Here is a 16,457-nt window from a genome sequence, read left to right as displayed (position 1 = left end):
CTATCGCGGCGAGCTCTACGACATCGCGTTCGACAAGCCCGAGACGCACGTCGTCGAGAAGAACGGGGTGATGCACTACGCGTTCTACGCGCCCAGCTTCGACGGCACGGTGACGTTGCGCGGCCTCGGCCCGGGCGTCTGGATGATCCGCGACTACGTGAACGGCACAGAGCTCGGTTCGGTCGACGCGGCGAGGCCGACGCTGAAGGTGAGCTTCAAGGAGAACCTGCTGATCGAAGCGGTGCTGAGCACCGCGATCGAGCGCCCGCTCGCACGCGCAGCGCGACTGCCGTCACGGCTGATCGGCCGCGATGGCTTCGCGCTGGCCTCGGCGTGGGAAGAGGCGCCGGCGCTGTTCTTCGCGCACGACTGGCGCGGCCGGCCGTTGACCGGCACGCAGTCGACGCGCGTGCAGCTGCTGCACGCGGACGGCGCGCTGTACCTGCGCTTCAGCAGCCGCTACAACGCGCTGACGACCTATGAGCGCGAGGTCTCCGCCACGGACATCTGGCCGCTGTGGGAGCGCGACGTCGTCGAGGTCTTCCTGCAGGCCCCGCAAGACGCGGGCACGGACCGTTATCGCGAGGTCGAGGTCTCGCCGAACAGCCTGGTGATGGACCTCGAGGTGCGCGGGCAGGGCCGCAAGCGCTTCATCGGCGAGAGCCGGGCGCGCACGTCGGTGGATGAGGTCCACCGGATGTGGACCGCCGAACTCGTCGTGCCGATGCCGCGCAACGCGCAGTCGCTCGACGGCTGGCGGATCAACCTGTTCCGCATCGAAGGGAACAAGGCATCGCGGCAGTTCAGCGCCTGGAATCCGACGGGCAGCGAGAAGGCCAACTTCCATGTGCCCGCCGCATTCGGACAATTGCGACTCGAAGCCTAGCCCGTCTTACTCCCGCTTGCGGGAGAGGGCAGGGGTGAGGGCCAGCGGCGGTGGAAGTACGCCAGCGCTCTTGCTCTCCCCGTGTGCGGAAAGGAACGTGAGACAGGGAGTCACCAGCCCGCGTTGCCGCTGCCTCGAATGAAGAAGCTCCCCGGCGCGTTGTCCTGCTTCAGGCCGCCGAGCGCCGGATTGGTCACCACCACGCCGTCGAAGTTGACCGCGCCGCGACCGCCGTTGTCGATCACCTCGATGCCGTATCGACCCGGGTTGGTGATCCGGATGTTCTTCAACCTCACGTTGCGGAACTTCGCGTTGTCGGCGTCGCGCAGCAGGTCGGGGTGGAACTTCTCGCCCGGCGGCACGAAGGTCGTGCCGAAGCCGCGGAACTCGATGCCCGAGTAGGTCGGGTCGATGATGTCGACGTTCTCCACCAGGATGTCGTTCACGTCGCCCTCGCGCAGGTAGAACTTCAGCGCGCCATGCAGCCACGGGTTGCCCGTGTTCTCGTTGAACATCGGCCCGCCCGCGCGGATCAGCGAGATGTTGCTGAAGGTCGTCGTCCCCGGTCCGAACGGGTAGGGGCTGAACTCGTTGTCGATCAGGATGCCCGGGTAGGTCAGCACGTCCTCGCAGACGCTGTCCTTGAACACGTTGCCCGCGCCGCCATAGGCCGCGAAGCAGTTGGCGCGCCACGGCATCTGCACCGTGTTGTTGCGGAACACGTTGTTGACGCCCTGGCCCTGGTCCGGCGCGTTCTTCCCCGCGGGCGAGATGAAGCCGTCGCCCAGCTGCCAGGTCTTGTCCTTCACCCAGTCGGTCCACTTGATGGACCACACCACCAGCGCGTCGTCGCCGGTGTTGCGCAGGTGGCAGTTTTCCACCAGCGAGTTGGACGTGCCGTTGTCGAAGTTGATCCCGTCCGCGTAGGTGTTGCGGATGCGGCAGTTGCGGATGGTCAGGTTCTGCGTCGGCTGGGTCTGGTACGGGGGATCGTTGCCGACCCAGATCGCGCCCACCACGTGCTCGATCCAGACGTTCTCGATCAGGCTGTTGGCGCCCATCGGGCCGGCGAAGACCTTCTGCACGCCTTCGGTTTCCTCGGCGCGGGCCTTGGATTCGCCGAGGATGGAGAAGTCGCCGAAGACGCAGCGGGCGCTCGCGCCGTAGCAGAAGAACATCGACTTCGGACCGCGCAGGTTGGTGTGCCACATGCCGGCCCCGCGCACCTCGATGCCGGGGTTGTCCAGGCCGACGTTGCCGCCGTCGATCTTCTGCAGCAGGTAGTCGCCCGGCGGGAACCACAGCTTGCTGGTCGAGCGCAGGGCGCGCAGCACGTCGTTCGCATGGTCCTTGCCGTCACCCGGCTGGATGCCGAAGGCCGTCACCGAGGTGAAGCCCGCCGGCATCGTCAGCGCCGGCGGCACCGGCTCGATGTCGACCAGGTCGATCACGTAGAAGCCCGCGGTGTCCTGCGCGTCGCGGCGCAGCATGACGGTCGCGCCGGCGGGGGATGTTGTCGGGCAGCAGCGTGCGCACTTCGTCGAAGAAGGTGTGCGGCTGGCCGGCCGGCTTGTCGACGATCGGATCGCCGATCAGGCCGCCCTGGTAGGACCAGCTGTAGCGCGAGGTCAGCGGCAGCGACTTCACGCGCACGCCGTTCACGTAGAGGCCCAGCGTGGCATCGATGCCGCCGCCGTTCGGCGCGTCGGGAATCGAGTAGCGCACCACCACGCCGTTGCCGGCCGCGGTGGTCTTGAAGGACACGTAGTCGCCGGTCCGGTTCAGGCGCACCGCCTTGCGGCCGATGGCTTCAGCCTCGATGTGGTTCGCGTCCCACTTCTGGCGGCTCGGGCCGAGGATCTGGGCGTTGGTCTGGCCGTCTTCGGCCTGGTACTCGACCCATGGCACGTTGGCGCCGCGACCGGGGGCCGGCGCGGGGGCCGGTCCCGGCGCAGGGGCAGGAGCAGGAGCTGGTGAAGGCGCGGGCGCCGGAGATGGCGCGGGCGACGGGGCGGGTGCGGGGGACGGGGCTGGTGCAGGCGAGGGCGCCGGCGCGGGCGATGGCGCGGGGGCAGGGGAAGGCGCGGGCGCAGGGGCTGGAGCTGGAGCCGGAGCCGGAGTGCCGGCCGCCACGAACGTCCACCGCTGGTTGTCGTTGTTGCCGCAGTCCCATTGCTGGACGCGGCCACCGGCGACGAGGCTGAAGTCCTTCACATCCACGCATTTGCCGGTGTGCTTCGCGATGATGTGGAACGCATCGCCCTTGGCCGCGACGGCGAAGCGCTGGTTCGCGCCGCCGCCGTAGCCCCATTGCTGGATGAGGGCGCCGTTGGCGGTCGAGATGTCGCTGACGTCCAGGTTCTTGCCGCTGCGGACATTCCGGAAGGCGTAGCTGCCGTCGGCGGCGGCGCTGATGTCGAAGCGCTGGCTGGCCGCACCGTTGCACGGCATCTGCAGTGTCTTGGCGCCGTCGGCCGTGCTCGCGCCTTCGATGTCGATGCACATCCCCGATTGAACGCCGCGCAGGCTGTACTGCCCCACGGGAAACGCGGTCTCCGACGTCGTCGACTGCGCCTGGGCGCTCGCACGATCGGAGGCCGCCATGCCGGCGGTCGAGTCGGGGGAGTCGGCGCCGCCGCAGGCGCTCAGCAGCAGGCTGACGGCCAACGCGATCGCGGTCGGCGCGGCCTGGAGCTTTCCGAAGTTCGGGCTGGAAGCAAGGGTCATGCTCGTCTCTCGTTGTGAGTCGACGGCGATTCTTCCCGTGCCTTGAAAGCGGTTCCAACGGGTAGACGCAAGAGCTGCAATCAGCGGTAAGCGTCGATGGGCACACTACCTCTCCCGAGGAGGGGGCTGCAGAACGCTCGATGGCGCCTGGGTCGTCGCCATCGAGGTCGCGCCGCCGCAGGCCGCGCGGAGAGTCAGGTCATGCGCCGGCTGCGGCCTTCTTGGCGGTGTCTCCGGCCTTCTTCATCGGCACCGGATCCGGCAGGTCCTTGGCCTGCAGCATGCGGGCCTGGACGACGAGCTGGTTGTGCGCGTCGAGGAACGCGGCGGCGATGACCTTGCCTTCATTGCTGTTGGCCCAGCCCGCGCCCGCGGCGCCGCCGAGCTTGCCCAGCACGAGCCCGCCCATGCCCAGGTCGGTGACGCGCACCGAGCCCGTGGCGGCGGCGACCTGCTCGGTCGTTTCGTTGTCGGTCAGCAGCAGCGCGACCTGCGCTTCCTTGAGCTTGATGTGCTCGGCCGCGCCGACGAACTTGTTGAGCACCGGGATCATCCCGAGGATGCCGCCGACCTGGCGGCCCGCGTCCTGCTCGCTGAAGGTCAGGCTCGGGATCAGCGTGTACTGGGCTTCGTAGCCCTTGCCCTTGTGCACGGTGCTGCCCTGCTGGCGCAGGATGCCGGCGTCCTTGAGCTCCTGCTCCTTGATCGTGGCCTTGAGGCCCGAGTTGCGATCGACGACGCGGAAGCAGCCGCTCTGCTGCGCCAGCAGACGCACGAGGGGCAGTGGCGAATTCGGCAGGCCGTTGGGCGCGCTGATCGTGTAGCCGTTGGGGTTCTCCATCAGCGACAACGTTGCGACCGGCGCGTCGCACTTCATCAACTCGCGGTTGGCCTTGTTGGCGCCGGCCGGGCCGGCGGAGCCGGTGATCTCCGAGCTGCCGTCGCCCAGCGTCGCGCCTTGCTTGCCGCAACCGGCGAGCATCGCCACGGCGACGCAAGCGGCGAGCACGCCGCCCACGCGGGGCAGAGAAGGGCCGATGGAGGCGAAGGAACGCGCGAATGCCATGGTGATCTCCTGAGCGCAACGGCTGTGAATGCAAGAACGGGCCGGACCTTATCCCAAATGCGGGCGAACCCGGCCCCCACTGATGGGTGGCTGCGTCGCGGAATGTCGCGTCGTGACGGCAGCTTTACGGGCGGTTACCAGGGGGAGGCGAGAATCCGCCCCTTCGGTCCCCCGCGACCGCACAAGATCCCCGAGGCTCTCCTCATGAACGATAAGTCCCCGAGCCGCGCCGTCGCGTGGCTGGTGTGCGCCCTGATCGCCGCGTCGCTGTACGGCAACTACTACGTCTACGATTCCATCGGCCCCGTCGCCGATGCGCTGCAGAGCCAGCGCGGCTTCAGCGACCAGCAGATCGGCCTGCTCAACGCGATCTACAGCCTGCCCAACGTCGTGCTGATCCTCGTCGGCGGCGTGCTCGTCGACCGCTTCGGCGCCGCGCGCATGACGCTGTGGACGGCCGCGATCTGTTTCCTCGGCGCGCTGCTCACCGCGCTCAGCCCGAGCTTCGCCGGCATGGCCGCGGGACGGCTGCTGTTCGGCATCGGCGCCGAGACCTTCGGCATCGCGACGCTCGCGGCGCTGGCCCAGTACTTCGTCGGCGGCAACGTCGCGTTCTCGATGGGACTGGCGCTGTCGATCGGCCGCCTGGGGTCGTTCTCCTCGGACATGTCGCCGACCTGGTTCCCCGCCGCCTACGCGCAAGGCTGGCAACCGCCGCTGATGATCGCCGCCGCGATGGCCGCGGCCTCGTTCGCCGCCGCGCTGTGCTACTGGGCGATGGACCGCCGCGTCGCCGCCTCCGCCAAGGGCGAGATCGAACAGCAGGCGCAGCCCTTCGTGTGGCGCGACCTGCTGCACTTCGGCAAGGCCTATTGGTACCTGCTGACGCTGTGCGTGCTCTGGTACTCCGTGATCCTCGCGTTCCGCAGCACCTTCTCGATCAAGTACTTCCAGCACGCGCACGGCCTGGACCTGGCCTCGGCGGGCGCGATGAACAGCTACGTGTTCCTCGCCGCCGTCTTCGCGACGCCGACCTTCGGCTGGCTGTGCGACCGCGTCGGCCGCTACGCGCCGTTCCTGGCCTTCGGCGCGGTGCTGCTGCCCATCGCGATGGCCACGATGGCGTTCACCTCGGCCAGCCTGTGGATCTCGACCGCGCTGATCGGCGTGAGCTTCTCGCTCGTGCCCGCGGTGATGTGGCCGCTGGCCAGCAAGCTGGTCGCGCCTGCGCGCTTCGGCACGGCCATCGGCCTGATGTGGGTGGCGCAGAACGCCGGCATCGCCGGGGCCAATCTCGTCGCCGGCTGGCTCAACGACCGCGCCGGTGCCAGCGCGCAGAACCCCGCCGGCTACGAGTCGATGATGCTGTTCTTCGGCCTCGCCAGCGTCGGCGGCGCGGTGTTCGCGGTGATCCTGTGGCTCACCGCCGGCAGGCGCGATCAGGAGAAGGCGGCGCCGGCCGCTTGATGCGGCGCGAGGCATTCATCGGCGGTCGCGCGGCCGTCGACGCTCACGGCTCCAGCACGTACAGCGACGACATCGTCGCCAGCTGTTCCGGCGTCATCGCCGCGTAGTGCGGCTGCAGCGGCAGCGACTTCGCCAGCTGCCGGGTCGGCTCGTGGACCTTGTGCTGCTCCAGCACGACGCGGTAGCCGGCCTGAGCGAACAGCGGCGGATATTCGTGATGCCGCAGGCGGTTCTCGCCTTCGCGCGTCAGCCGGTTGATCCACGCGTGCTTGCCGTCCGGCCAGGTCAGGAAGTTGATCTTGCTGATCGACTTGTCCGAGTGTTCCAGGTGGTCCGAGTGGTCCACCAGATGCACCATGCGGCCCCGCGCGGAGAGCTTCGGGCGCAAAGCCTTGAACAGATCGAGCAGCACGTCCGGCGGGATGTGCTCGAGCACCGTGCGCGAGGTCACCAGGTCGATCGAGCCGTCGGGGATGGCATTGACGTCGAACGGTGCGAGGTAGGTCAGCGGCAGGTCGGCGCGCGACTTGATCGCACGCAGCCGTGTGTCCCCGGGATCGACCCGGCGCAGGAAGTCCAGCGTCGCGGCGAAGCTGACGTCGTCCAGATGGACGTTGAGGTCGGACATGTAGACGCGCCTGGCGCCTTGCAGACATTGCAGGATGGGAATCGTGGGGAACCAGCCGGTGCCGATCTCCAGCACCGTGGCGCCTTCAATCGAGCCGCCGGTGTGCGAGAGCGCCGCCCGCATCTGCGACCAGTTCTTCAGCGTTTGGCTGAGGTTGTCCGGATCGGGGCGGTAGCCCAGCAGCCTGCGTTTGACGCCGCGCAGCGCCTGACCGAAAGGCAGCCGTGCGAGGACGGCCTGTCGGCCCACCTTCAATCGCCAGTCCATCGTGTCCCCGCTTCCGCTGGTCCAGTGTCCGTCGATTCTGACCGATCAGCCGCCGGGAGGCTCCGAGGACTTCTGAGAGGTCGCGCCGAAACGCCGCGCCGCCGCGGCCAGATGCGAGCGCACGACCAGCACGTGCCCCGGCAGGATGAGCGCGAGGTAGAACCGCCCGAGCCGGTTGTGGCAGTTCACGACCGTCGTCGCGATCGCTTCGCGATGCGTCGATCCCTCGACGCGGCGGACCAGGATCGACAGCTTGAAATCGAGGTGCTGGTCCTGCTCGCCGAAGATCGCTTCGTCGCGCGTGGCGGAGAGCACGCGGAAGATGTCGACGTGCTCGACGCCGATTTCATCGAGGTGCTGGCGCATCGCCGCCGAGGTCTTCAGCCCGAGCGGCTTCACCGCGGCATCGCGGATCGCGAGCAGCGCGCGGAACCAGAACGGCGGAGCGGCCAGCGTCGCGCGGGCCAGCGTCATCGCGTCGTCAGGCGCATCGTCCGCCAGCGTGATGGCGAAGGCGTCGGCGAGGTTCGCGCCGGCATAGGTCGACGCGAGCTGGCTTTCAGTGGGAGGGGCAACGCGGCGGACGAGTGACATCCGCCGCATTGCATCACGACTTCGTGATCTTCACCGACCGCAGGTTCCACCCCGGCCCGTTGGCCTTCACCGCGATCTGCTGCTGGCCGGCCGGCAGCGTCACGCGGTGCGAGACCGTCGTCCAGTTCTGCCATCCGCCGGTCGAGGGCACGTTCACCGCGCCGTACACCGGCGTGCCGCCCGCCATCTCCAGCTGCAGGCTGCCGCCGCCGTTCAGGCTGGCGACGCGGTACTCGACCGTGTAGGTCCCGCCCTGCGGCAGGTTGAGGTTCCACACGGCCCAGTCGCCGGTCTCGATCCAGCCGAGGTTCTGGCCGCCTTCGCTCGACGCCTCGAGCTGCATGCCTGACTGCAGCGCGAAGTTGGCCGCCTGCAGCGTCGTCGTGAACGCCGGCGTGCCGCCGTCCTTCTTGTAGACGCGCACGTAGTCCACGTACATCTTCGCGGGCAGCCTGCTCTCGTCGATGTTCCACTGCGGCCAGTTGCCGCCCACCGCCAGGTTCAGCAGCAGGAAGAAGTCGCGATGGAATTCCTCCGTGCTGTTGACGCTGTTGGTGATGTCCACGACGTGGAACTCGCGGCCGTCGACGAACCAGCGGATGAAGCGCTCGTCCCACTCGACCGCGTACACGTGATAGTCCGCGACGTTGGTGGCCGTGTGGCCGCCGTAGGAGGCGTGACCGCCGTCCGGACCCTGCCAGTGGATCGTGCCGTGGATGTCGGCGTCGGCATTCACGTGTTCCATGATGTCGATCTCGCCCGAGGCGGGCCAGCCCACCGACGTGATGTTGCTGCCGAGCATCCAGAACGCGGGCCACATGCCGGAGCTCGACGGCGCCTTGATGCGCGCCTCGATGCGGCCGTACTTGAAGGTGGCCAGGCCTTGCGTCGTCATGCGCGCGGAGGTGTAGCGCATGCCGCCGAAGTCTTCGCGCTTGGCGGTGATCACGAGCTGGCCGTTCTCGATGCTCGCGTTCTCGCGCCGGTAGTACTGCAGCTCGTTGTTGCCCCAGCCGCCCGAGCCGGTGCCGGTCTCGAACCGCCATTGCGGGCCGATGCTGTTGGTGAATTCGTCCTGCCAGACGAGTTGCCAGTTTTGTGCCTGCGCCGCGACGCCCGTCAGGGCGACCGCGACCGCGGCGAGCGATCGAATCCAGCGTGTCATGGGATCTCCTCGGAACCAGTGGTGGTGATGGAGGAGACGCGCGCGAAGGACAGGAGCGGCGTCTCCAGGGGGCCCGGCCGCAAGGACCGGGTGTCGACGCCCGAGATCAAGTAAGCCCGTGGGGCTGCTGGCGCATCGCCGATCGCTCGTCGATGCGCCGCCGCCTCTCCGGCATGACTATCTGAAAGCGCTTTCAGTATGTCTCTCGGGAAAACCCTGGGAACTTCGCTTCGTTGGTGACAAGCGGTTGTGCGGTGGCAAGTCGGAGGGCGCGCCGGTATCCAGGTGTTGCCCTGGTGACGCATGCGCGGCTGCCGTTCGCCGAAGGCGCTGGGGATTCGCACGGGTCGATGGCGGATGCTCAATCCGTCACGCACCCAGGCAAGGAAAGGGCAGATCGGGACCTGAGGCATTTCCTGCAGCGGGCATCATGCCGCCCTGCGCGCCGGCGCGGCAGCGAGCCACAGACTCGCGCCCCGGCCCGGCGTCTTGTTCAATGCCTTCAGGGAGGAAATCTCATGTCCCAGCAACCGGAGTCGGCCGCGGCGCTGCCGACCGACACCACGTCCGACATCGCCGCGCGTTTCGCGCCGCCCCAGGCCCGCGTCGAGGCCGTCGCGCCCGAGCAGGCCCTGGGCCAGCCGATGTGGTTCTCCGTCTCGCCGCTCAAGCTGCTGGTGATGTGCACCGTCACGCTCCAGCTCTACGGCGTCTACTGGCTCTACAAGCAATGGACGCTGGTGCGCGACCGCGAGAAGTCGTCCATCCTGCCGGCGATGCGCGCGATCTTCGCGGTGTTCTTCGTCTGGTCGCTGTTCGGCCGAGTGCGTGACTCGCAGCTGGGCGCGGGCGTGAGTGCGAAAGACGCGCTCAGTGCCGGCGGCCTGGCGGCCGCCTGGATCGTCTTTTCGCTCATGTGGAAGGCGCCGGATCCGGTGTGGTGGATCGCGATGGTCGCTCCGGCCTTCGTGATGCCGGTGCAAAGCGCGATGAACGCCGTCAACGAGACCGTCACGCCGGGCCAGCCCCGCAACGATCGCTTCGGCGCGCTGAACTGGATCGCCATCGTGCTGGGAAGCCTGTTCATCGTGATGGCGCTGATCGGCACCTTCATGCCCGCGGGTGCGTGAACGGTCCGAGATGCGCTGGCTCAAGACTTTCGGGCTGCTGGTCCTGATCCTGCTCTGGAGCGTCATGCTCCTGCGGCTCAGCTTCTTCGGCCCGGTCTTCGGCATGCTGTCATTGCTGTTCATCGTGAGCCTGGCCTGCGTGGGTGAAGGCAACCGGCTCGTCTGGCTGATGGTCTTCCCCGTGGTGTCCGGCCTGCTGACGGTCGCGTCCGGCCTGCTGCTGGCCGCGATACCCGAAGCGCTGAGGCTGGTGCGATCGTTCCTGATGTTCGCCTTGATGCCCGTGCTGCCTGCGGCAGTGCTGTGGCTGGCCGTCAGGTTCAAAGGGCACCGCGCGCGCCGACCCGCCGGGTGAGGTATTCACGGGGCAGGTCTTGCCCATCGAGCGCATGGGAAGATGAGCCCTCCTGTTCACGAGGGCTCTTCCCATGACATCTCGTCTGGCCTCCTGCAGTTGCGGTCAGCTCACGGCCCAGGTCGTGGGCGAGCCGGTCCGCATCTCCATCTGCCACTGCCTGAACTGCCAGCGCAGGACGGGTGGACCCTTCGCCCAGCAGGCGAGGTTCCGTCGTCAAGACGTGACCCCGTCGGGCGTCTCGTCGACCTACGCGATCACCGGTGATGAAGGCACCCGCGCGATCTTCCACTTCTGTCCGACCTGTGGTGCGACGGTCTATTACGAGATGGAGGCGATGCCGGACTTCATCGCCGTCCCGGTCGGCGCGTTCGCCGATCCGGGTTTTCCGGCGCCAGGCGTGTCGGTCTACGAGAGTCGGAAGCACGGCTGGGTCGTTCCGCCGGCGGAGGCGGAGCACTACTGAGGCGCGCCTCGCGGCGCCGGGCTCAACGCACCAGCTTGCCGCCCGCGCCCAGCACGGCGAAGTCCACGTAGCGCGAGGTCGGGCCCTTGCCGAAGGTCAGGCGATGGCCGCCGACGTCGGTCTCGAAGCCGCGTTCCAGCGCTTCGCTCAAGGCCGCGGGTCCGGCGGCCGGCGTGCGTTCCAGCGCCTTCACGAGCGCACGGGCGGCGATGAAGCCCTCGAGCGAGCGCGAGGACAGGTCCGCGTCCTTGGCGTTGCCGCGCAGGCGCTGGTAGTCGCGGACGACTTCGCGGTCGGCGCGGTCGTCGGTGGGCAGCACCAGCGAGAACGCGAAGCCGCGCGCGCGATCCGGGCCGAGCTTGGCCAGCAGCGCCTGCACGTCGATGATGGACATGCCGTAGAGGCCGGCGCGGCCGCCCGCGCTCTGGTACTTGTCCGTGAACTCGATGGCGGCCGCGGTGGTCGCGGCGAGGAAGATCACGTCGGGCGACTGCTTGATCATGTCAGCCACCGCCTTGCCGACCTCGGTGGTGTTGCGGGCGTAGCCCGACTGCGCGACCAGCGACAGGCCGTAGGTCTTCGCCGACGCCTGCGCACCCGCGAGCGCGTCACGTCCCAGGCCGTCGTCCTGGTAGACGATGGCGACCTTGGTGCGGCCCATCTCGCTGAGCTGCTTGAAGAGGCGGTCGACCTCCTCGCGGTAGCTGGCCTTGACCGGGTACATGCCGCGCGCGGTGATCACGCTGTTGGCGCCGGAGACCGCGCCGACCATGGCAACGTGGGACTTCTCGAGCACGCCGTCCTGCTTGAGCGCCTCCAGGTTGGAGGTGCCGACGGTGCCGATCAGGGCGGTGGGCGCGTCCGCGGCGATCAGTTCCTTGACCAGCCGGACGGTGTCCTCGGGCTTGTTGGCGTCGTCGCGGGTGACGAACTTGATCTTCTGGCCGCGGACGCCGCCGCGCGCGTTGACCTCGTCGATCCACAGCTTGGCGCCGGCGCGGATCGCCTTGCCCGTGACCGCCTGGGGGCCGGTGAACGGGGCCACTTGGCCGATGACGATGTCGGCATGCGCCGTCGAGGCGGCCGCAAGGCACAGGAGGGTGATCAGGCGGCGGGCGCGGCGGGCGAAAGCGAGGGTCATGGTCAATGCGGCAACAGGCGTGCAGGACCGGTCATTGTGATCAATACGATGATGGTTGCGGTAACAGTTGGGCGACTGGGAGAACGGCGGCTGGGTGTGGCGACAAGCGGCAGCTGCCAGCCGAAAGAAGGTTCAGCCGAAAGAAGGTTCAGGGAAGCGAACCTTCGCCCGGCGTCCAGTCCGGGCTGAAGCCGCCCAGCGTCGGGTGGTACATCTCGTCGCCGGTGTGCTGGGTGAATTCGACGTTGAGCCGATCCTCGTGCAAGCCCAGGATGTCGATGCAATGGGCGCACAGCGCCTTGGCCAGCGCCATGCGCAGTTCGGGCGGCCGGCCCTGGCGGATGTCCAGCATCATCAGCGAGACGGGCACCGGCGGGCCATCCGCGTCGGGGATGCGCCAGACGCCGCCCTCGCCGAGTTCGCGGATCGCGACGCTGATGCGGCGGATGTCCACGGACATCATCTCGGCGTAGGTGCGGCTCATGCGCTCGGCCAGGCGCTGCTTGGTGGCGGCGGGATAGTGGTCGTTGACGTCCAGCTGCAGGTAGGGCACGGGGACTCCAGAGCTTGATGCAGATGATCTGCGAAAGAGGCGGCGCTTCAGATTACAGGCAGGTACGGCTCTAGCATGGGGTCATGACGCAAGCCCCTTCTCGTCGCCATCTCCTCGGCGCTGCACTGGCGGCGCCCGCCGCGGCCGTTGCCGCAACGGCCAGCCCGGGCGGGACTTCCCGTTCCGCCGGCACGCCCTGGTCCGGGTTCTCGCCGCGGCGCATCGAGCGGATGCTCCGCGGCGCGGTGGCCGATGGCCGCGCCGCGGGCGTGTCGGCCGTGGTCTGGCAGGGCGGGGCGGAACGCTACTTCGGCGCGTTCGGTCTCGCTGATGTGGAAGCGCGTCGGCCGATGGCCCGCGACACGCTGGCGCGCATCTGGTCGATGACCAAGCCGGTGGCGTCGGTGGCGCTCATGCGTCTGTGGGATGCGGGGCGCTTCCGGCTCGACGATCCGATCGCGCGCTACCTGCCGGAGTTCAAGTCCATGCGCGTGCACGCCGACGATGGTCGAGGCGAACGGCCGGCTGCGCGTCCGATCCTCGTGCGGGACGTGCTGCGGCACACGTCGGGCCTCACTTACGCGATGGAGGACGGCCCGGCCGACCGCGCCTTCCGCGCGGCGAATCCGCTCGAGACAGCGCCCGACCTGGCGGCGTTCAGTCGCGCGGTGGCCGCGCTGCCGCTGCGCCACGAGCCGGGCACGGCCTGGCACTACGGCACCTCCACCGACATCGTGGCCCGGCTGGTGGAAGTGTTGGGCGATGAGCCCTTCGACGCACACGTCCGCCGTCACATCCTGCGGCCGCTGGGGATGCAGGAGACGGACTGGACGCAGCCCGAAGCGCTGAAGCACCGGATGGCCGCGACCTACCGCCTGCCCGACGGTGGTCCGCCCCAGCGAGAGCCGGACATGCCCTTCACCTTCGCCAGCGGCGGCGCGGGCCTGATCGGACCCGTCGACGACTACCTGCGCTTCGCGCGCATGCTGCTGGGCGAAGGCGAGCTCGACGGCGTGCGCGTGCTGCGCCCGGCGACCGTGAAGCTCATGCTCGTCGATCACCTGGATCCGGCCATCTCGCCACGTCACTTCCTGAAGAGCCCCGGTCTCGGATTCGGTCTGGGAGGCTCGGTGCGCATCGCGCCGACCACGGCCGACGAGCCGCCCGGCGCGGTGGGCGAGTTCTCCTGGGGTGGCGCGGCGTCGACCCTGTTCTGGGTCGACCCGGCGAACCGGCTCGCGGTGGTGTTCTTCGCCCAGAAGTTCCCGTTCGACGAGGTGCTGCATCGGGATGTGCGGCGCGCGGTGTATGGCTGAGCAGCGAATCGCCCAATGGAATTCCACAGGACGGTTCACCGTCGCAAGGGTCAGTCCTTGCTAGCTCTTGCTCTCGCGATCCGCCTCGAACGCCGACATGAATTCGTCGGACGCGACGTGGTCCGCCACTGCGCGCAGGGCCGCGGCCGCCTCCACCCCTAGCACCGCCTCGAATCGCTGATTGACCTCCGCCCAGCTCGCGAGCGCGGCGTGCAGTTGGGCGGTTCCGACCGGTGTCAGCACGGCGCGTTTGGCGCGCTTGTCGCGCTCGTCCACCTGGAGCTCGATGAGGCCGTCACGCACCAGCGGTCGCAGCGCATGCGTCAGCGCGGAGATCTGGATGGCAAGCTTCGTCGCCAGCGCCTGAAGCGTCGGTTCCTGGCCTTCGTTCTCGGCCTTGATCCGCTCGATCTCGGCCATCAGGCCCAACTGGGTCGCCTTCAGTCCGAGCGGCTCCAGGGCCGCGTCATACAGACTTCCGAGGCGTCGCGCCGCCCGGCGCAACGACGTGTTGTTGCACGCGGGCAGGACCCATGCGCCCGGTTCATCGGTGTCCTGCGGCTCGCTTCGCGGCGCCGCGCGGCTTCGGGTGTTCTTCATTCAGCGGAAAAAGTTGAGCACAAAACCATTGACAGACCCCAGAGCGCCAAGTGTACATTTGAGCCCTCAATGAAAATCATTGAGCACTCAACAGAATTGTCGAAAGTACGCCATGGCTTCCTCCAAGAAAACTGCCCTCGTGACCGGTGCCTCGTCGGGCATCGGCGCCGTCTACGCCGATCGTCTGGCCGCGCGCGGCTATGACCTCGTCATCGTCGCCCGCCGGGCGGATCGCCTCGCGGCGCTGTCGAAGGATCTCGCCAGCAAGCATGGCGTGACCGTGAGGACCGTGGTCGCCGACCTCTCGAAGTCGGACGACGTCCGCAAGGTCGAAGCAGTGCTGCGCGAAGACGCCAGCATCGAGGTGCTGGTGAACAACGCCGGCCTGGCGCGACTGGGCTCGGTGGTCGGCGCGGCCGCAGAAGGCACCGCGGAACAGATCGCGGTGAACATCGTCGCGCTGACCAGTCTGACGCAAGCCGTCCTGCCGCTGTTCAAGCAGCGCGATGCGGGCACGATCATCAACGTGGCCTCGGTGCTGGCGCTCCATGCCTTGCCGATCAGCGCCATCTACAGCGGCACCAAGGGCTACGTGCTGAACTACACGCGCGGGATCCAGGGCGAGCTGGCCGCGTCGAATTCGAAGGTCCGCGTGCAGGCCGTCCTGCCCGCGTCGACCGCCACGGAGATCTGGTCGGAGAAGGTCTCCGGCGTGCCGCTGGAGGCGCTGGCGAAGGAGACCGTCATGAGCGCCGAGGATTGCGTGGACGCAGCGCTGCGCGGGCTGGACCAGGGCGAGCTGGTCACGCTGCCCTCCGTCGAGAACGACGGCCTGCTGAAGGCGTACGACGCCGCTCGCACCCAGTTGTTCGCCGCGACGCAGACGGGCAAGCCGGCGTCGCGCTACGGCGTTGCGTGAGGACCGCGTCGCTCAGAGTTCCCGCGCGGCTTGAGGCGCCGGGTGTCTTCGGCCTCGGCACCGCTCATCGATCCCAGCGCGCGGCGCATGCCGCTGGCGCGCGCGCTCGGGGACTCGATGTGGACGCACTTCTTGTCGCGGTCGCTTCAACCAAGCAGCTTTCGGGTAGGCTGGTCGGCTGAACTCAAACGTTGTGGCGCATCTTTGATCTATTTCGACTTCAATGGTCAACGCGAGCCCGTGCTTTCCACGGAGCAAATGGGGCGACTCCTCGATCATTTCGATCGGTCACCCTCGTTCGAGCTTTGGGCTTCCGTCCCGGCAGGGCCTTCCCTATGCATGCTGCGCAATGGTGAAGATGCATGGCTGATGTATCGACCCTTCCTACCTTCGGTCTGGTGCGCCCCTAGGCCCGCAGGAATGGCGACATATCGCGTCACATCCCGTTGTTGCAGAACGAGTGCTTCGCGACATGCCGGGCGCCGGTCGGGAGATCGCGAGCGCGGTGCTGCATCACCACGAGAGATTGGACGGGTTCGGCTATCCGCGCGGTGTACGAGGCGACGCCTTGCCACTCAACGGCCAGATCCTGGCCGCCGCCGAATGGCTCATGGCCCTCATCGAAGGCAGCATGACTCCGCTGACACGAGCCAGTGTGGCGACCAAGCTCATCCCCGGAGAATTCAGTCGCGAAATCACCGAAGTCATTACCGCCGCGTCCCTATCCGACACCTCGTCCGCCCCAACGGTGGTAGACCCAGTGCCGCTGGAATCGGCAATCCCGCGTGTGATTAGCATCGCCTCGGTGCTGCGACGCTTCCAGCAATCACGCCCGTGGATCGAAAGCCGGATCTCCGCCTCCAGCCCCGGCCTGCGCGCCGTTCTTGAGGCCGGTTTGAATCGACTTCTGCGTATCCAAACTGCCTTTTCCAGCACCGGTTTGGACACCGATGATCCCGATGGCCTCTTCGCTGATTTGGCCGAGCATCGCGACCTCGCGCTCCATGCCGAATTGATGACTGTCGTTGGCGAGCTCGAGTGGCGGCTGCGCGAACTAGAGCGGGAATCGCTCCTCCGAGCTGGACTTCTTCCACCCGATGAAGGCGCTGTTATGGAAGAGCTGCTTTGCCGCTTGAAGGGCGAACGTTCGGGCGCTTCCTAGTGTTGCCTGGTGGGC

At 67.9% G+C, this 16,457-nt stretch carries 16 protein-coding genes; 7 read left to right on the top strand and 9 right to left on the bottom strand.

Annotated features, from left to right (window positions below; all coding sequences use genetic code 11):
* Window positions 1-996 precede the first annotated feature (996 nt).
* The 3 genes from ACFJIX_RS01825 to ACFJIX_RS01815 form a co-directional block, all read right to left on the bottom strand.
* Window positions 997-2,292 carry a right-handed parallel beta-helix repeat-containing protein gene (locus ACFJIX_RS01825; protein ID WP_377161549.1) on the bottom strand — a complete coding sequence of 432 codons (1,296 nt, stop codon included), beginning with the start codon at window positions 2,290-2,292 and terminating at the stop codon, window positions 997-999.
* Window positions 2,243-3,613 carry an RICIN domain-containing protein gene (locus tag ACFJIX_RS01820; protein ID WP_377157309.1) on the bottom strand — a complete coding sequence of 457 codons (1,371 nt, stop codon included), beginning with the start codon at window positions 3,611-3,613 and terminating at the stop codon, window positions 2,243-2,245. The genes ACFJIX_RS01825 and ACFJIX_RS01820 overlap by 50 nt, the downstream gene beginning before the upstream one ends.
* A gap of 199 nt (window positions 3,614-3,812) precedes the next feature.
* Complete coding sequence (locus ACFJIX_RS01815; protein WP_377157307.1) at window positions 3,813-4,679, bottom strand: CsgG/HfaB family protein; 867 nt, start codon at window positions 4,677-4,679, stop codon at window positions 3,813-3,815.
* 204 nt (window positions 4,680-4,883) lie between these two features.
* Between ACFJIX_RS01815 and ACFJIX_RS01810 the strand changes: the two genes are divergently transcribed.
* Window positions 4,884-6,146, top strand: a complete 1,263-nt coding sequence (locus ACFJIX_RS01810) for an MFS transporter (RefSeq protein WP_377157305.1) — start codon at window positions 4,884-4,886, stop codon at window positions 6,144-6,146.
* 43 nt (window positions 6,147-6,189) lie between these two features.
* On the opposite strand, the gene ACFJIX_RS01805 is transcribed toward ACFJIX_RS01810, so the two are convergent.
* Genes ACFJIX_RS01805 through ACFJIX_RS01795 form a run of 3 tightly spaced genes read right to left on the bottom strand, consistent with a single transcriptional unit; the run spans window position 6,190 to window position 8,800 of the window.
* The gene (locus tag ACFJIX_RS01805) at window positions 6,190-7,041 is read right to left on the bottom strand and encodes a class I SAM-dependent methyltransferase (protein ID WP_377157303.1); all 852 of its coding nucleotides are present in this window, start codon (window positions 7,039-7,041) and stop codon (window positions 6,190-6,192) included.
* Window positions 7,042-7,086: 45 nt separating this feature from the next.
* Window positions 7,087-7,635, bottom strand: coding sequence for a DUF2867 domain-containing protein (locus ACFJIX_RS01800; protein WP_377157302.1), 549 nt, complete (start codon window positions 7,633-7,635; stop codon window positions 7,087-7,089).
* Between the two features lie 13 nt (window positions 7,636-7,648).
* Window positions 7,649-8,800: a carbohydrate-binding protein gene (locus ACFJIX_RS01795; RefSeq protein ID WP_377157297.1), complete on the bottom strand. Its 1,152-nt coding sequence runs from the start codon at window positions 8,798-8,800 to the stop codon at window positions 7,649-7,651.
* Window positions 8,801-9,318: 518 nt separating this feature from the next.
* Here ACFJIX_RS01795 and ACFJIX_RS01790 point away from each other — a divergent pair.
* The 3 genes from ACFJIX_RS01790 (at window position 9,319) to ACFJIX_RS01780 (ending at window position 10,751) form a co-directional block, all read left to right on the top strand.
* Window positions 9,319-9,930 carry a hypothetical protein gene (locus tag ACFJIX_RS01790; protein ID WP_377157295.1) on the top strand — a complete coding sequence of 204 codons (612 nt, stop codon included), beginning with the start codon at window positions 9,319-9,321 and terminating at the stop codon, window positions 9,928-9,930.
* Window positions 9,923-10,285 carry a hypothetical protein gene (locus ACFJIX_RS01785; protein ID WP_377157293.1) on the top strand — a complete coding sequence of 121 codons (363 nt, stop codon included), beginning with the start codon at window positions 9,923-9,925 and terminating at the stop codon, window positions 10,283-10,285. Before ACFJIX_RS01790 ends, ACFJIX_RS01785 begins: the two co-directional genes overlap by 8 nt.
* A gap of 73 nt (window positions 10,286-10,358) precedes the next feature.
* Entirely contained in the window at window positions 10,359-10,751 is a 393-nt protein-coding gene (locus ACFJIX_RS01780; protein WP_377157292.1) for a GFA family protein, read from the top strand.
* A gap of 22 nt (window positions 10,752-10,773) precedes the next feature.
* On the opposite strand, the gene ACFJIX_RS01775 is transcribed toward ACFJIX_RS01780, so the two are convergent.
* Both ACFJIX_RS01775 and ACFJIX_RS01770 read right to left on the bottom strand, forming a co-directional pair.
* Window positions 10,774-11,892, bottom strand: coding sequence for an ABC transporter substrate-binding protein (locus tag ACFJIX_RS01775; protein ID WP_377157290.1), 1,119 nt, complete (start codon window positions 11,890-11,892; stop codon window positions 10,774-10,776).
* A 148-nt stretch (window positions 11,893-12,040) separates the two neighbouring features.
* Window positions 12,041-12,445, bottom strand: a complete 405-nt coding sequence (locus ACFJIX_RS01770) for a 4-oxalocrotonate tautomerase family protein (protein ID WP_377157288.1) — start codon at window positions 12,443-12,445, stop codon at window positions 12,041-12,043.
* An 83-nt stretch (window positions 12,446-12,528) separates the two neighbouring features.
* Here ACFJIX_RS01770 and ACFJIX_RS01765 point away from each other — a divergent pair, with 83 nt between their 5' ends.
* Window positions 12,529-13,761 (top strand): serine hydrolase domain-containing protein, encoded by a 1,233-nt coding sequence (locus tag ACFJIX_RS01765; RefSeq protein ID WP_377157286.1) that lies wholly within the window; start codon window positions 12,529-12,531, stop codon window positions 13,759-13,761.
* A gap of 60 nt (window positions 13,762-13,821) precedes the next feature.
* On the opposite strand, the gene ACFJIX_RS01760 is transcribed toward ACFJIX_RS01765, so the two are convergent.
* On the bottom strand, window positions 13,822-14,361 hold the full coding sequence (locus ACFJIX_RS01760) for a MarR family winged helix-turn-helix transcriptional regulator (protein WP_377157285.1): 540 nt from the start codon (window positions 14,359-14,361) through the stop codon (window positions 13,822-13,824).
* 112 nt (window positions 14,362-14,473) lie between these two features.
* On the opposite strand from ACFJIX_RS01760, the gene ACFJIX_RS01755 reads away from it, so the two are divergent.
* Both ACFJIX_RS01755 and ACFJIX_RS01750 read left to right on the top strand, forming a co-directional pair.
* The gene (locus ACFJIX_RS01755) at window positions 14,474-15,280 is read left to right on the top strand and encodes an SDR family NAD(P)-dependent oxidoreductase (RefSeq protein WP_377157284.1); all 807 of its coding nucleotides are present in this window, start codon (window positions 14,474-14,476) and stop codon (window positions 15,278-15,280) included.
* Window positions 15,281-15,653: 373 nt separating this feature from the next.
* The gene (locus ACFJIX_RS01750; protein ID WP_377161547.1) at window positions 15,654-16,442 is read left to right on the top strand and encodes an HD-GYP domain-containing protein; all 789 of its coding nucleotides are present in this window, start codon (window positions 15,654-15,656) and stop codon (window positions 16,440-16,442) included.
* Window positions 16,443-16,457 lie beyond the last annotated feature (15 nt).

The organism is Roseateles sp. UC29_93 (assembly GCF_042695725.1).
GTDB classification, from domain to species: Bacteria; Pseudomonadota; Gammaproteobacteria; order Burkholderiales; family Burkholderiaceae_C; genus Roseateles; species Roseateles noduli_A.
The sequence above is the reverse complement of the archived record's forward strand: the minus strand, read 5'-3'. Positions and strand labels throughout refer to the sequence as shown.

Bases quoted from the DNA above. Each gene is read 5' to 3' on its own strand.
- ACFJIX_RS01775 (WP_377157290.1), bottom strand. From the start codon at position 11,892: ATGACCCTCGCTTTCGCCCGCCGCGCCCGCCGCCTGATCACCCTCCTG.
- ACFJIX_RS01805 (WP_377157303.1), bottom strand. From the start codon at position 7,041: ATGGACTGGCGATTGAAGGTGGGCCGACAGGCCGTCCTCGCACGGCTG.
- ACFJIX_RS01755 (WP_377157284.1), top strand. From the start codon at position 14,474: ATGGCTTCCTCCAAGAAAACTGCCCTCGTGACCGGTGCCTCGTCGGGC.
- ACFJIX_RS01790 (WP_377157295.1), top strand. From the start codon at position 9,319: ATGTCCCAGCAACCGGAGTCGGCCGCGGCGCTGCCGACCGACACCACG.
- ACFJIX_RS01815 (WP_377157307.1), bottom strand. From the start codon at position 4,679: ATGGCATTCGCGCGTTCCTTCGCCTCCATCGGCCCTTCTCTGCCCCGC.
- ACFJIX_RS01760 (WP_377157285.1), bottom strand. From the start codon at position 14,361: ATGAAGAACACCCGAAGCCGCGCGGCGCCGCGAAGCGAGCCGCAGGAC.
- ACFJIX_RS01820 (WP_377157309.1), bottom strand. From the start codon at position 3,613: ATGACCCTTGCTTCCAGCCCGAACTTCGGAAAGCTCCAGGCCGCGCCG.
- ACFJIX_RS01810 (WP_377157305.1), top strand. From the start codon at position 4,884: ATGAACGATAAGTCCCCGAGCCGCGCCGTCGCGTGGCTGGTGTGCGCC.
- ACFJIX_RS01780 (WP_377157292.1), top strand. From the start codon at position 10,359: ATGACATCTCGTCTGGCCTCCTGCAGTTGCGGTCAGCTCACGGCCCAG.
- ACFJIX_RS01825 (WP_377161549.1), bottom strand. From the start codon at position 2,292: ATGCCGGCGGGCTTCACCTCGGTGACGGCCTTCGGCATCCAGCCGGGT.
- ACFJIX_RS01795 (WP_377157297.1), bottom strand. From the start codon at position 8,800: ATGACACGCTGGATTCGATCGCTCGCCGCGGTCGCGGTCGCCCTGACG.
- ACFJIX_RS01800 (WP_377157302.1), bottom strand. From the start codon at position 7,635: ATGTCACTCGTCCGCCGCGTTGCCCCTCCCACTGAAAGCCAGCTCGCG.
- ACFJIX_RS01765 (WP_377157286.1), top strand. From the start codon at position 12,529: ATGACGCAAGCCCCTTCTCGTCGCCATCTCCTCGGCGCTGCACTGGCG.